The organism is Rhizobium leucaenae USDA 9039, assembly GCF_000426285.1.
In the GTDB taxonomy this organism is placed as follows: domain Bacteria; phylum Pseudomonadota; class Alphaproteobacteria; order Rhizobiales; family Rhizobiaceae; genus Rhizobium; species Rhizobium leucaenae.
In genome coordinates this window covers 434104-448002 of the sequence record NZ_AUFB01000001.1, presented here as the reverse complement: position 1 = coordinate 448002, position 13899 = coordinate 434104, and the positions used below count along the sequence as shown (strand labels likewise).

Annotated in this window: 13 protein-coding genes; all 13 read left to right on the top strand. The window is 57.3% G+C overall.

What is annotated here, in order from left to right:
- Positions 1-501: 501 nt before the first annotated feature.
- The 13 genes from K290_RS33660 to doeA all read left to right on the top strand — a co-directional run bounded on the left by K290_RS33660 (position 502) and on the right by doeA (position 13895).
- A complete protein-coding gene (locus K290_RS33660) occupies positions 502-2172 on the top strand; it encodes a putative bifunctional diguanylate cyclase/phosphodiesterase (protein WP_051263912.1) in 1671 nt (556 codons plus the stop codon).
- A 210-nt stretch (positions 2173-2382) separates the two neighbouring features.
- Entirely contained in the window at positions 2383-2904 is a 522-nt protein-coding gene (locus K290_RS0102060; protein ID WP_028750335.1) for a hypothetical protein, read from the top strand.
- Positions 2901-4079: a class I SAM-dependent methyltransferase gene (locus K290_RS0102055; protein WP_028750334.1), complete on the top strand. Its 1179-nt coding sequence runs from the start codon at positions 2901-2903 to the stop codon at positions 4077-4079. Before K290_RS0102060 ends, K290_RS0102055 begins: the two co-directional genes overlap by 4 nt.
- On the top strand, positions 4076-6436 hold the full coding sequence (locus tag K290_RS0102050) for a SpoIIE family protein phosphatase (RefSeq protein WP_028750333.1): 2361 nt from the start codon (positions 4076-4078) through the stop codon (positions 6434-6436). Before K290_RS0102055 ends, K290_RS0102050 begins: the two co-directional genes overlap by 4 nt.
- 4 nt (positions 6437-6440) lie before the next feature.
- Positions 6441-7010 carry a slr1658 superfamily regulator gene (locus K290_RS0102045; RefSeq protein ID WP_028750332.1) on the top strand — a complete coding sequence of 190 codons (570 nt, stop codon included), beginning with the start codon at positions 6441-6443 and terminating at the stop codon, positions 7008-7010.
- Between the two features lie 9 nt (positions 7011-7019).
- A complete protein-coding gene (locus K290_RS0102040; RefSeq protein WP_028750331.1) occupies positions 7020-7358 on the top strand; it encodes a slr1659 superfamily regulator in 339 nt (112 codons plus the stop codon).
- A 326-nt stretch (positions 7359-7684) separates the two neighbouring features.
- Positions 7685-8389, top strand: coding sequence for an EAL domain-containing protein (locus K290_RS33655; protein WP_051263910.1), 705 nt, complete (start codon positions 7685-7687; stop codon positions 8387-8389).
- Between the two features lie 220 nt (positions 8390-8609).
- Positions 8610-9347 carry a septum site-determining protein MinC gene (minC, locus tag K290_RS0102030; RefSeq protein ID WP_028750330.1) on the top strand — a complete coding sequence of 246 codons (738 nt, stop codon included), beginning with the start codon at positions 8610-8612 and terminating at the stop codon, positions 9345-9347.
- A 31-nt stretch (positions 9348-9378) separates the two neighbouring features.
- Positions 9379-10194 (top strand): septum site-determining protein MinD, encoded by an 816-nt coding sequence (minD, locus tag K290_RS0102025; protein ID WP_028750329.1) that lies wholly within the window; start codon positions 9379-9381, stop codon positions 10192-10194.
- Positions 10191-10451 (top strand): cell division topological specificity factor MinE, encoded by a 261-nt coding sequence (gene minE / locus K290_RS0102020; protein WP_028750328.1) that lies wholly within the window; start codon positions 10191-10193, stop codon positions 10449-10451. The genes minD and minE overlap by 4 nt, the downstream gene beginning before the upstream one ends.
- Positions 10452-10729: 278 nt before the next feature.
- Positions 10730-11704, top strand: a complete 975-nt coding sequence (gene eutB / locus K290_RS0102015; RefSeq protein WP_037134761.1) for a hydroxyectoine utilization dehydratase EutB — start codon at positions 10730-10732, stop codon at positions 11702-11704.
- A complete protein-coding gene (gene eutC / locus K290_RS0102010; RefSeq protein ID WP_028750326.1) occupies positions 11704-12720 on the top strand; it encodes an ectoine utilization protein EutC in 1017 nt (338 codons plus the stop codon). The genes eutB and eutC overlap by 1 nt, the downstream gene beginning before the upstream one ends.
- The gene (gene doeA / locus K290_RS0102005; protein WP_028750325.1) at positions 12717-13895 is read left to right on the top strand and encodes an ectoine hydrolase DoeA; all 1179 of its coding nucleotides are present in this window, start codon (positions 12717-12719) and stop codon (positions 13893-13895) included. Before eutC ends, doeA begins: the two co-directional genes overlap by 4 nt.
- Positions 13896-13899: the final 4 nt, after the last annotated feature.

Sequence of the window (13899 nt, the reverse complement as noted above, 5' to 3'; positions counted from 1 at the left end):
CTTTCCGTCCGGAATTGCGAGACAACAATAAATTGGAGCGATTCTGCGATCTCGTGAAAAGCCGAAGCACTCTCGACGGTTAGAGACGTGTGTTGGGATCGCAGCCATGCGGCCTATCATCCTTGTTTAGGATCCCTTGATAGCGCGTTATTTCACCGCCAAAGGCGGAAAGCACGTCGATCGAGGACAGGCGTAACTCATGCCTGTCTTGGTGTTCGCCTGCAATCTTTGATTGAACATTTGACAGGGCTCACTTCATTAGCATAATGTAAATGAGTGCCCGGAAGGCGTTCCCGCCGGGTGGAGCGCTGTCTGGAATCGATCGCATGTGGGACTCAAGTTCGGCAATTGTTAAATTATTTATACGTAATATGAGAAACACAACCATTTGATACTTGTGGAGAAGCAGGTATCTGTATTCGGTCCGTTAAATCCTAAGACTACAGGAGATTGAAAGCGATTACGAAGCCTGACAGTTCCCAGGGCAGGACGGAGACCGGAATGGCAGCCAGTAGCGTCATTAAGTTTGATATACCTTTGCCGACCAACAGCGCACCTGACGTGCTTTTTTCGTTTTACGACTGCGATTTGAATCTCATAATGTCATCCGAAAGGTTCCGGGCGTTCTACGGCGACGAGAGGGCCTCTCAGGCCACGCTTTTCGGAATATACCCCGAGCTGGACGATCCGGGCATGGACATGTTCACGGAGCAGGCGGGCAATACCGGATGGCTGCGGAATGTGCAGTTCCAAAGACCCGGCGAGATACTCTGCGATCTCATGATATTTCGACCGGCCAACGGTTTCGCGATTGTTGAAACGCGAAAATTGATTCGGCAGGATCCATCACCTGACGAGGCAGACAGGGCGCTTCTGCTGCATGAAGCCAATCACGATGCCCTGACCGGCCTGCCGAACCGGCGGCAGTTCGCCGCCCGGCTGCGCGACGCTCTATCAGGCGGGAAAAGCGGTATCGCATTGATGCAGTTGGACCTGGACGAGTTCAAGCCGATCAATGACACTCTGGGTCATGCCGCGGGAGATATCGTCCTGCAGCAAACCGCCGAGCGCATACGCAATGTTCTGGGAGCGGGAGAAACCGCATACCGGCTGGCGGGCGACGAGTTTGCCATCATTCAGCTTCGCAATGACCAGCCGTCCGAGGCGGAGCGGTTGGCGGATTCGTTGGTGAACGCTTTCAAAAAGCCGTTCCTGGTGAATGGTATTGCGGTGTTTTCAGGCGCAAGCATCGGCGTAGCGCTCGCCCCGCGCGATGCCAATGAAGAAGACCAGTTGATGCGTGCCGCCGATATTGCCCTTTACGCCGCAAAAAGCGAGGGAAGAGGCCGGGCACGAACATTCGAGCCCGCCATGATGATGGTTCTGGAGCAGCGGGAGTTGCTGAGGCGAAGCCTGCGTGTCGCCCTGCAGCACGGTGAATTCTTTATCGAATATCAGCCGCTGATGGATTGTTCGGGGTCCGTTGCCGGCTTCGAGGCGTTGTTGCGGTGGCATCATCCGATGATGGGTATCATTCCACCCTCCGCGTTCATTCCCATGGCTGAAGCCGATGGACTGATGCCGGAAATCGGCCAGTGGGTGTTGGAAGAAGCCTGTCGGCAGGCGATGAATTGGCCGCCGCATTGTATGGTCGCGGTCAACCTCTCGCCCGCCGAATTCCTGACCGGAGGCTTCACCGACCGGGTATCGCAGACGCTCGACACGATCGGTTTTCCGGCTGAACGGCTTGAACTCGAAATCACCGAAGGTGTTTTGCTTGAGCGCACGATCAACAATCTCGATACGTTGAATACCCTCAATGTCCTTGGTATTCAGATCTCGCTCGATGACTTCGGCACGGAATATTCCTCCCTGAGCTATTTGAAGAACTTCCCCTTCGATTCCATAAAGATCGACAAGTACTTCATAAAAGATCTGACGAACGACGCTAAGAGCCAGACGATCGTGCGCTTTATCGTTGCATTGGCTCATGGACTGGGAATGAAGGTCACCGCCGAAGGCGTGGAAGATCAAGCTCAGGCCGAATGGCTCATTGCTGCCGGTTGCGATCGTTTGCAGGGATATTTTCTTGGTCGGCCTCTGCCGGCGTCCGACGTCCTGGAGTTCCTCAGGCGTAACGATACGGCAAATTGGCAAAGTCAGGAAAAATAGACGGTGGGAAATTGGCGGGACAGTTGGGACCTGTTCCTTGAGTAGTCGTGAATATGGGAATATCTGCTTTCAAAAAGCGGATGAGATGCTCCAGCACAATTCCGGGAAAAGCGTGCAGCGGTTTTCCGTCCGGAACTGTGAGAACAAAAGACAAAGCGGTTCTGCACATCCATGCGAAGCTGACCGCTCCAGATGATAAGGGGATCGGCGTTGAGCGAGCAAAGCGCAGGCCGCACTGCATTACCATTTCATCCGATGCTGGAGCTGGAAATGGAAATGGACGTTTTCATGTCGGATTGGCTCCATTGCAATCAGCTTTCAAATTACGTTGCGCGCATGGTGAGTCACGATCGAAGCGATCCGGTCCGGCACGCCAATTTGCTTTCGTCCGCATTGAACGAGCTTTTTGAAATCTCGTTTCGCTCCGGCCGTGCTTCCGGGCGACTTCACTGCAATGTTTCCCGAGGGGACGGCGCGGAGCGGATTGCCCTGACCTTTCCCTGTGCTCCCGCGCAACAGCACCTGTATCGTGACGCAACCGCAAGGGCGTCGAAAGCCGGTGCTTTGCAACGATATCTCGACGCACTCGCCGATGAAAATTCGGTCTCGGAAGAGGACGTCATTCTACTCGGCTTGGCGATCAACTATGACGCATCGCTGTCGCTGCAACAGGTGGAGGATCGAGCCCTCACGGTGGTATTGGACATTCCGGTGGAGGGACTGCTGAATTGAGCTCGCACGAACCGGTTCCGCTGTTTTCGGCTCAGTTCGACCTGAACAGCCAGGAGTTTTCACTTTCAGGCGTCTTGCGGCCGCTATCGCCTGTCGAGATCGCCGAAACGACCGCGCTGCTCGAAAAGAGCATCAACCAAGTTCGTGGCGTCCTCTACATCAATGTCAAACGCCTCATTCATATGAATGCGACGGCATATCACGCCTTGGCGCGGCTGTTGGTCGATGCCAGTCGATCACGACGGGACATTCGCTTTGTCGTCGTCACGTCCAGTGTCGTTGGCTGGGCGACCAGAACCTTCCGTCATTTGAGTGCCATCGAACCGAAAATTGCCGTCGAGGCCTATGATTCCGCGTTTTATCCCGGTCAGACCTTTGTCGAGGACCAGAGCTTCATTCCGATCCTGCGGACGCAGACGAAAATGACCTGGCGCCATGAACGTGAGATTCTACCGCGTCATGGGATGCGCGCCGGTATTGCGATGGCGGACATCTGCTGCGGTATCGGTGACTTCGCGGTATTGGCCCACAAGGAATTCAAGCCGGCAAGGATCGTGGCGCTCGACCATTCGCTGGCTAGCCTCGAATATGCGCGCAAGGTCGCTGCCGATTTCGATATCCGCGATATCGAATATACCTATGGCGATGCATCGGAGATGCTGCTCGAAGACAATCAGTTCGACTTGGTGACCTGTCGTCATTCGCTGCAAATCTTCAATCGGCCCGATATGTTGCTGAAGGAGCTCTACCGCATCTGCAAGCCGGGCGGTCGCGTGTACATTACCAATGAAAAAAACTCTCACTGTCTTGGCGAACCACGGGCGGCAAGCATACAGTGGACCTACAATGAGGTGGCGACGCTGTTCGCCCATTTCGACATGGATGTCGAAATGGGCCCGAAAAGCCGCCGGCTGCTGTTGGATGCAGGTTTCGAGGGCATCGAGGTGGAAAACTTCGTCGTCACCAACCTCGACGGCGATCCGCAGGATTTTGCCGACGTCATCGCCGCTTGGGAAAATGTGTATGCCGGCGAAATGTCCGTTCGCCGGGGCGATACGCCGGAATTCATCAAGCGCTTTCGCCAAGGCTTCCAGGATCATATCTTCGCTGCCCTTCACCCTAAAGGTTATGCCGGCTGGCCCATCTGGGCCGCCTCCGGCCGGAAGCCGCTATGAGCAGAAAAATTGGTCGATTTTTCATTCCTGGAATTCGGTCGTTTCGCGCGAAATTTGTCCTCGTGGTTGGCGGAGCCGTCCTTTTCGACCTTCTCGTCAGCGGCGGTTTGGCATTGTGGAACGTGCAGCGATTGTCCCGCGACGCCACGTCCGAAGTGGGCCAGGGTCTTGAGCGTGCAAGCCAGGACTATATTCGATCCTATGCGGATTCGACGGCAGCCCGCGTCGGGCTGCTTCTCAATCAGGTTCATTCCGATGTCAAAACGCTCGCTGGCGTACTCCAGTCGCAGATAGATCATCCCAACCGGAACAATGCGGTCGCCGAGGCGCTGGCGCAATCCGAACCTAGCGCCATCAAGCTCACTTACGATCCAAAAGGCCGATGGGCGCAGAATCTTCCGGGCGCGACATCCGTCATCAGCGTTTGGGGCTATCTGCTGGACCAAAATCATCAGCCGTTGCCCGAGGTCCAAAAAGACATAGAGACCAGCACGGTTGTCGATCTCGTTGCGCCGAACCTGCTGAAGAGTGGCTATCCCAAGCTGCAGATGTATTACATCGGCCCGAAAGCGCGACCGATCTTCAGAACGGTGCCTTACACCGACCAGGCGCAGACCTTTGATCGCCTTTACCCCGGTCACAACGACGCCAATTTCTGGGACTTCTTCTTTCCGGGCGTCTACGAATCCTGGCAGCAATGGGCGCGCGAACCGGGTTCGCGCCCCGTCGCGGACGACATCACGCAGACCGCACCCTATACCGACGCCATTACGGGCAAGCTGATCGTCAGCTTCTTCAATCCTCTCTGGTCTCCCGACCGCAAGGATGTCGCCGGCATCGCCGGGGCCGATATCACTTTGGACCAACTGGCCGGAATCGTCGAAAGTGTGAAGGTTGCCGATACCGGTTTCGGCTTCCTGACAATGTCGAATGGCAACGTGGTTGCCATCAATCACGCAGGCGAAAAGATCATCGGCCTGCGATCGTCGAGCGATACCGGCGATAAGGGCGTGACGGGCCTTGACCGCTCTTTCCACAACAGCACGCAAAAGGCGATGGCGACGCTCCCCTTGGACCGCGATGGCGCCATTCAGCATATTATGCTCGACGAACAGGGGGAGAAGATTCCGTATCTGGTCGTCGTAAAACAGATCGCTCCAACGAACCTTTGGGTTTCCGGGCCGGTTCAAAAGGAAGCGATGTCGCTCGGGATCGTGGTGCCGGAGCGCGAGATTTATGCCTCCCTTTTTGCTGCGCAGGAAGAAATATCGCGGGCGACAAACCGCATCCTCATCTATCAGATCCTGGCGATCTCCATATCGCTGATGATCGTCACGGCGGCGGTCTTTGCAGTTTCCAAGCGCATCACCAGCGGTATCAGCGCGCTCGCAGGCGCGGCTGGGCGGATCCAGGCGAAGGACTATTCGGTCAGGGTCGATATCCCCTCGCGCGATGAGGTGGGCCAGGCGGGCATCGCATTCAACCGCATGGCGGAGGAGATAAGCTTCCACACGGAAAACCTCGAATTGCTTGTGGAGGAAAGAACCAAGGAGATCGAGGAGGCGAAAGAGGAAATCTCGGCGCTGAACACGCAATTGAAGAGCGAGAACGTTCGGCTTGGGGCCGAGCTCGCCGTCGCCCAGCGGATACAGCTCATGGTGCTGCCGCGTCAAAACGAACTTGCGGCCATCGAACAGTTGGAGATTGCCGCCTTCATGCGCCCCGCCGATGAGGTCGGTGGTGATTATTATGACATTCTGCAAGACGGAAAAAGGCTGAAGATCGGAATAGGGGACGTGACCGGGCATGGGCTTGAAAGCGGCGTGCTCATGCTGATGGTTCAGTCGGTCGCGCGTGCCTTGCAGGAGGCCGGGGAGACCGATCCGACGAAGTTCCTGACCGACCTCAATCGCACGATTTACAAGAACATCGAACGTACGAAGACCGACAAACACCTGACCCTTGCTTTTCTCGATTATGATGGCGAGCGCTTGACGCTATCCGGCCAACACGAGGACCTGATTGTCGTAAGAGAAGGCGGAGAGGTAGAGCGGATAGAAACCGCCGACCTCGGACTTCCCGTGGGGCTTGATTCAGATATTTCCGAATTTGTCGATACAAGAGATGTCGCCTTTAGTAGTGGCGACATCATCGTTCTGCATACCGACGGCGTCACAGAAGCTGAGAACCGGAATGGCGAATTGTATGGAATTGAACGGCTTTGCGAATCGGTCCGCCACCTTTACGGCGGCAGCGCCCAGGACATAATGAACGGTATTCTGGAAAATCTCATGACCTATATTGGGTCGCAGAAGATTCACGACGATATAACTCTGGTTGTAATGAGACATAGGTGATAGCATGGCGACTGTCGTGTTTGGGCTTGAAGATCTAGTAAGAGACGGCAGTGGAGACAGCTCTACTTTCCTGCGATTGCTTGACGGACCGCTCGCCTTAAGCTGGTCGCATTGTTCGATGACATCCGATTTTATCGCTGAAATAACGGCTTTGCGTTACAGGAGATTACGTCAGGTCTATCATCAGGTGCGCCACGACATCGGTTACGTCGCCAACGAACTTATTGAAAATGCCGTGAAGTTTCGCGTATCCGGTGAAATCGGCATTTCGGCTTCGATAGAGGGGAGACGGTTTCGCATGAGGGTCTCGAATTTGATCGATAACGAAAATGCGGCGCGTTTTCAGCACCTGCTTGCGGAGATAACCAATGATAATCCCTCGGACCTCCTCATTCAGCAAATCGAGAGGAATGCGGCGTCGACTTTCGGAACTGAGTCAGGCCTTGGCCTGCTGACGTTGATGAGCGATTATGAAGCTGATTTGGCTTGGACCTTTGATTCGAAGCGGCCGAACGGCCCGACACACCTGGAGACATATGCCTCGTTACCGATCCCTTCCATCCAGAATGACTGAGCTTTGACAATGGAAATCAGAGGAGAGGCATTTCGGGTTTGGACAGAAGGACATGTCGTGTTCTTCGATGGTTCTATGCGTCTGGCGGGATCGGAAGCCTATGCTCCGATTTTCCAGTTGGCCATGGATTTGCTCGAGAAAAACCCTGAGCGGCTGACGCTTGATCTGACAGGACTCCACTTTCTGAATTCGTCAGGCATAAACCTGCTTGCGAAACTGACGATAGAGGCCCGCAAACGCAACGACGTGCAGATGACGGTGCGTGGCTCCAAACAGATTTCGTGGCAGTTAAAGTCATTGCCGAATTTGAAGAAGCTCTATCGCGACCTCGATCTCCGACTCAGTTAGCCTCACGATGTTTGCCGCATCCTCTTCTGCCTTGGAAGGCTGAAGCGTGTAAGCCTTCGATGACGGATTGTTTGTGGACAAGGGACAGGCGCCACCCTCCGATGCAAGAGGAGGGTTGCATAAAAGCTCGCATTGATTGAGGATTTGACACAATTAGCCGTGCCGATGTACTTATAAGTTACTAACATACGAAATTCACTTGATCCGACAGCGCCGGTCGGTTGTAGGTTTCCGTGTTGTCAGGACATATGTACTAGCGACTTGGCGATCCTGCCCACAGTCGAAAACAATGACTGAGAATAGCATCGCTGGAGGTGTTTCTCACTATGTCCAAGGCTGTTTCCGATCGCGGGTTGAGTTTCGCCGCACAAAAGGTCAGCCAAATTGATGTTCCGGAAAAGGTGCTCTACTGGGAGTGCTTTGCACGGATTTCGGACGCTCGCGGCGTTGTTCACAGCGCAAGTGCTTTTGCACCTTATCTGGAATCCTCCATGGCTTCCTTCGATCTTGATGTGCGCATGCTGGATCTCGTCCTGTCGCATTTGGCCAAGGACCCCAATCTTGTCCTTGGATGCAATATTTCGGCGGCAAATCTCGCGGCACCGGATCATTGGAAGCAGATTTTCCGGCAGATCGAGCGCAATCCGGAACTTGCCCAACGTCTTGTCCTTGAAATTACGGAGACCTACCCGCTGGTGGGTGAGGGCGTCAGCAGGCTGGCGGCCGTTCGTACACTTGGCTGCCGGGTGGCAATCGATAACTTCGGAGCGGGTATGGCCACACCTGCACGACTGCTGACGGTCCCGGCCGACATCATCAAGATCGATGCTTCGCTGGTGCGGAATGTGCGGACCTCCCAAAAGGGACAGAGCAGCCTGCATTATCTTGTCGGATTTGCCTCCTGCGTCGCGCCGATCATCGTTGCCGAAGGTATCGAAAAGAAAGAGCACCTGGATGCCGCGCGCGACTCAGGCGCGACTCACATGCAGGGTTTCCTGTTCGGAAAGCCGGCTTCGCTATCGACTCAGTGATCGAAAATCCGACTCGGCAATCGAGATTTGAGGACCATTATCGAGCTTCTCGCCTGGTGCGTGCCGAATCCCGATGCCTTTAAAGCTCGGGATAGGGTTAGCTCGATTTCGTTTCCAAAAAAGGGCAGCAGATCAATGGAATAGAGGGTGCCGTCGCGGCCGCGTTAACTTTTTGTTAACCATGACGGCGATAGATTTGGTCAACGAAATATTTACATAGATGACCAAAGTGCTAACAGACGCTCGCTCGATCCGCATCAAAGGCCGTTCCTTCCTGGCGGTCATGCTTTGTCCGGATCTTCCCATCGATGATTGGTTGATCAGGCTGGATGATCTCGCCGCCCGTTCGGCGGGCTTCTTTTTGGGTCGGCCGGTCGTGCTGGACCTCACGGATCTGCCGATTGACCGGTCGCAGTTGAAGGAACTGCTCGGGGAACTTGGCCAGCGCAATGTGAGCATCATGGGTATCGAGGGCGCGCGCCCTTCAATCCTGGGGCCAGGCATGCCTCCCGCGCTCAAAGGCGGTCGTCCGGTTTCCGATATCGAGGTTCCGGTAAACGAGGTTCCGGTGCAGGAGCCGGTCGTCGAAGTACGCAGCAGGCCGGCGGCTCCCGAGGTCAGGCCGGCAACGCAATCCATCGTCATCAGGGAGCCCGTACGCTCGGGTCAATCGGTGATCTTCCCCGAAGGCGATGTCACCGTTATCGGATCGGTCGCTTCGGGTGCAGAGATTATCGCCGGAGGGTCGGTGCATATCTACGGCAGTTTGCGCGGAAGAGCCATGGCAGGATCGATTGGCAACGTGTCGGCGCGCATCTTCTGCCGAAAGCTTGAGGCCGAACTGGTAGCGATCGACGGTATCTACAAAATGGCGGAAGACATGGCCCCCAACCTTCGCGGACAGGCTGTTCAGCTCTGGCTCGAAGGCGATGCGATCATGGCAGAGAAACTTATCTGAGCCGGCAGCGGCCACGACAGAGGAGAGCAAGATGGGGAAAGTCATCGTAGTCACGTCAGGCAAGGGCGGGGTTGGCAAGACGACCTCGACCGCCGCGCTTGGAGCGGCTCTGGCGCAAAGAAATGATAAAGTCGTGGTCGTCGATTTCGACGTCGGGCTGCGGAATCTTGACCTTGTCATGGGGGCGGAGCGAAGGGTCGTTTATGATCTGATCAACGTCATACACGGTGATGCCAAGCTCCCGCAGGCGCTGATCCGCGACAAGAGGCTGGATACGCTGTTCTTGCTGCCGGCTTCGCAAACACGCGACAAGGACAACTTGACCGCGGAAGGTGTCGAGCGGGTCATCAACGAATTGAAGCAACACTTCGATTGGATCATCTGCGACAGTCCCGCAGGGATCGAACGCGGCGCTACGCTCGCCATGCGTCATGCGGATACGGCGGTAGTCGTCACCAATCCCGAAGTCTCGTCGGTGCGCGACTCGGACCGCATCATCGGCCTGCTGGACGCCAAGACGGCCAAGGCCGAGCGCGGCGAGCGGATCGAGAAGCACCTGCTCTTGACCCGCTACGATGCCACCCGCGCCGAGCGCGGCGATATGCTCAAGGTCGACGACGTTCTGGAGATCCTCTCCATTCCGCTCCTCGGCATCATTCCGGAAAGCACGGATGTTCTCCGGGCCTCCAACATAGGCGCCCCGGTCACATTGGCTGATAGCCGCAGCGCGCCTGCGATGGCTTATTTCGATGCCGCTCGCCGGCTCACCGGCGAAGTTCTGCCGATCACGATTCCCGGCGAAAAGCGGAACTTTTTCGGTAAGATATTCGGACGGAGGGCGGCATGAACATTTTTCGTCTTTTCGGCAAACAAAGAACCGCACCGGCGGCCCGAGAGCGCCTGCAGGTGCTGCTTGCCCACGAACGGTCATCGGCGGGGTCTGACTTGGTATCGCTGCTGCGGGAGGAAATCCTCGGTGTGATCGCAAAGCATGTACAGCTCGACGGCGATAAGGTGCAAGTCAAGATGGACTGCAACGAACACGTCTCGACGCTGGAAATCGACGTCGAAATCCCCCTGCACGCAGTCGTCCAAGCCGCGTGACAGGATTGCTTCGACAGATCTACCTGACATTCGGCTTTGATGGCCTGGAACGCGGATAAATAATAATATCCGCGTTTCCGCATCGAGCGAGTTTTCGCTGCAGCGCCGCAAGCTCGCTACCATATGGCGCTGAATATTGTACTGAAACAATAATAAGATTGACATGATCTATTGTCTCTTTCACGCTGATGTCATGAACATCGGTTGCGAAAGAGATTTGAAATCGTGCTGAGATTTGTCACGGCATTTCCAGAGCGACGGACCGCGCGATGACCGCGATGGTGACGTTGCCCGATATCGAAGAGGCACGGCGGCGTATTGCCGGACACGTTGTCCGCACGCCCTTGATGCGCTCGCAGGCGCTCTCCCGCCAACCCGGTGCGCCCGTATTCCTTAAGCTCGAAAACCACCAGGAGACCGGCAGCTTCAAGCTGCGCGGAGCTACCAATGCGAGCCTCTGCCTAACCGAAGACGCGCGTTCGCGCGGGCTGGCAACGGCCTCGACAGGCAATCACGGCAGAGCAGTCGCACATGCCGCCGGCACATTGGGCACGCGGGCGACCATTTGCCTGTCGGCGCTCGTTCCCGCCAACAAAGTCGAGGCGATCCGCAGCCTGGGGGCTGAAGTTCGCATCGTCGGCCATTCACAGGATGATGCCATGCGCGAGGTCGAGCGCCTGGTGAGCGAAGAGGGCATGAGCTTCGTGCCGCCCTTCGATGACGCCGGCGTGATCGCTGGTCAGGGAACCATTGGTCTCGAGATTGCGGAGGACTTGCCGGACGTGGCTCTTGTGCTGGTGCCCCTGTCGGGCGGTGGGCTTGCGTCGGGCGTTGCTGCGGCGATCAAGGAAAGACAGCCGCAGGCCAAGGTTGTCGGCATATCGATGGAGCGGGGAGCGGCGATGGCGGCAAGCCTTGCCGCTGGTGCGCCGCTCGAAGTCCAGGAAGTCGAAACCCTGGCGGATTCGCTGGGCGGCGGCATCGGACTCGACAATCGCCTGACCTTTGCGATGTGCCGGGACCTTCTCGATGACGTGATCCTGCTCAGCGAGGACGAGATAGCCGCAGGCATCCGCCATGCCGCGGTGGTCGAAGGCGAGATCGTCGAAGGTGCGGGTGCGGTCGGCATCGCGGCGCTGCTTGCCGGCAAGATCAGACCGGATGGCCCGACGGCGATTGTCGTCTCCGGCGGCAACATCGATCCAGCCCTCTATCGCCAAATCCTCAGCAGCATCAAAACGGGAGTGGCGTGATGGCGCGCGTGCTTGTGCTCACGGAAACCGATTTGCGCAGAATCGTGCAGCTTGATGCCGACGCGGTGGATTGCGTTGAGCAAGCCTTCGCGGCCTTGGCGACCAAGGCCGTGGAGATGCCGCCGATCATGCGGCTGGATATCCCTGTCCACCGTGGGGAAGTCGACGTCAAGACGGCTTATGTGCCCGATCTCGACAGCTTTGCGATCAAGGTAAGCCCCGGCTTTTTCAACAATCCATCGCTCGGCCTGCCCAGCACCAACGGGTTAATGATGCTGCTGTCGGCGCACACCGGACTGGTCGAGGCGCTTCTGCTGGACAACGGCTATTTGACGGATGTGCGCACTGCGGCCGCCGGCGCGGTTGCTGCAAGAAATCTGGCCCGCCCGGATGCCCGGATCGCGGCAATCCTCGGGGCCGGTATGCAGGCGCGGTTGCAGCTCCGCGCATTGACTTTGGTCCGGCCAATCGAGGCTGCCCGTATTTGGGCGCGCGATGCAGACAAGGCCAAACAAGTTGCCGCCGAGCTTACCGCCGAACTCGGTTTTCCGGTTTCGGCCGAGGCCGACGCCGAACGGGCCTGCCGCGGCGCCGACATCATCGTCACCACCACGCCTTCGGACAGGCCGATCCTCGACGCTTCCTGGCTGGAGCCGGGCCAGCATGTCACCGCCATGGGGTCGGATGCCGAGCACAAGAACGAGGTCGATCCGGCGGCAATCCTGCGTGCCGCCCCCTATGTCGCCGACAGCCTCAAGCAGACCCGCCGGCTTGGCGAACTGCATTATGCCATCGCTGCGGGACTTGTGAGGGAAGATGTAGCCTTCCCCGAACTGGGCGCCATCATCTGCGGTCAAGTGGCCGGCCGCCAGTCGAACCAAGCGATCACCCTTTGCGATCTGACCGGCACCGGCGTGCAGGACACGGCCATTGCCACACTTGCTCATCGTCGGGCCATCGCGGCCGGCGCGGGCCAAGCAATCGAAACGACCAAAGCATCAGGAGACCCAGCGTGAGCGAACCAACCCTCAACTTCACCCGCTCCGAATATGCCGATCGGCTCGCCAAGACGCGGCGCGCCATGGAGAAGGCCGGCGTCGATCTCGTCATCGTGACCGATCCGTCGAACATGCATTGGCTGACAGGCTATGACGGCTGGTCCTTCTATGTGCATCAATGCGTGCTGGTGCCGGGTTCCGGTGAGCCGATCTGGTACGGACGCGGCCAGGATGCCAACGGTGCGAAGCGCACCGCCTATCTCAGCCACGACAACATCATCGGCTATCCCGACCACTATGTGCAGTCGACCGAGCGCCATCCGATGGATCTGTTGTCCAAGATCATCGAGGAGCGCGGCTGGGCGAATGCCTCTATCGCCGTCGAAATGGACAATTACTGGTTCACCGCCGCGGCCTATGCCTCTTTGGTCAAGCATTTGCCGAACGCACGCTTCAAGGATGCGCAGGGGCTGGTGAACTGGCAGCGCGCCGTCAAAAGTTCGACCGAACTCGATTATATGCGCAAGGCCGGCCGCATCGTCGAAGCCATGCACAAGCGGATCGTCGAAAAGGTTGAGCCGGGCATTCGCAAATCCGATCTCGTTGCAGAGATTTATGACGCCGGCATTCGTGGCGTCGATGGCTTCGGTGGCGATTACGCCGCGATCGTGCCGCTCCTGCCATCGGGTGCCGATGCCTCTGCGCCGCATCTGACCTGGGACGACAAGCCGATGAAGAGCGGCGAGGGCACCTTCTTCGAGATAGCGGGCTGCTATCGCCGCTATCATTGCCCGCTGTCGCGAACCGTCTTTCTCGGCAAGCCGACCCAAGCCTTCCTGGAGGCTGAGAAGGCGACACTCGAAGGCATGGATGCGGGCCTTGCGGCCGCGAAGCCCGGTAATGCCTGCGAGGACATCGCCAACGCCTTCTTCGCGGTGTTGAAGAAATACGGGATCGTCAAGGACAACCGGACCGGCTACCCGATCGGCCTGTCATATCCGCCGGATTGGGGCGAGCGCACCATGAGCCTGCGCCCTGGCGATCGCACGGAGCTGCAGCCCGGCATGACCTTCCATTTCATGACGGGCCTGTGGCTAGAAGACATGGGCATGGAGATCACGGAAAGCATCGTGATTACCGAGGCCGGCGTCGAGTGCCTGTCCAACGTACCCCGTAAACTCGTCGTGAAGTGATCCG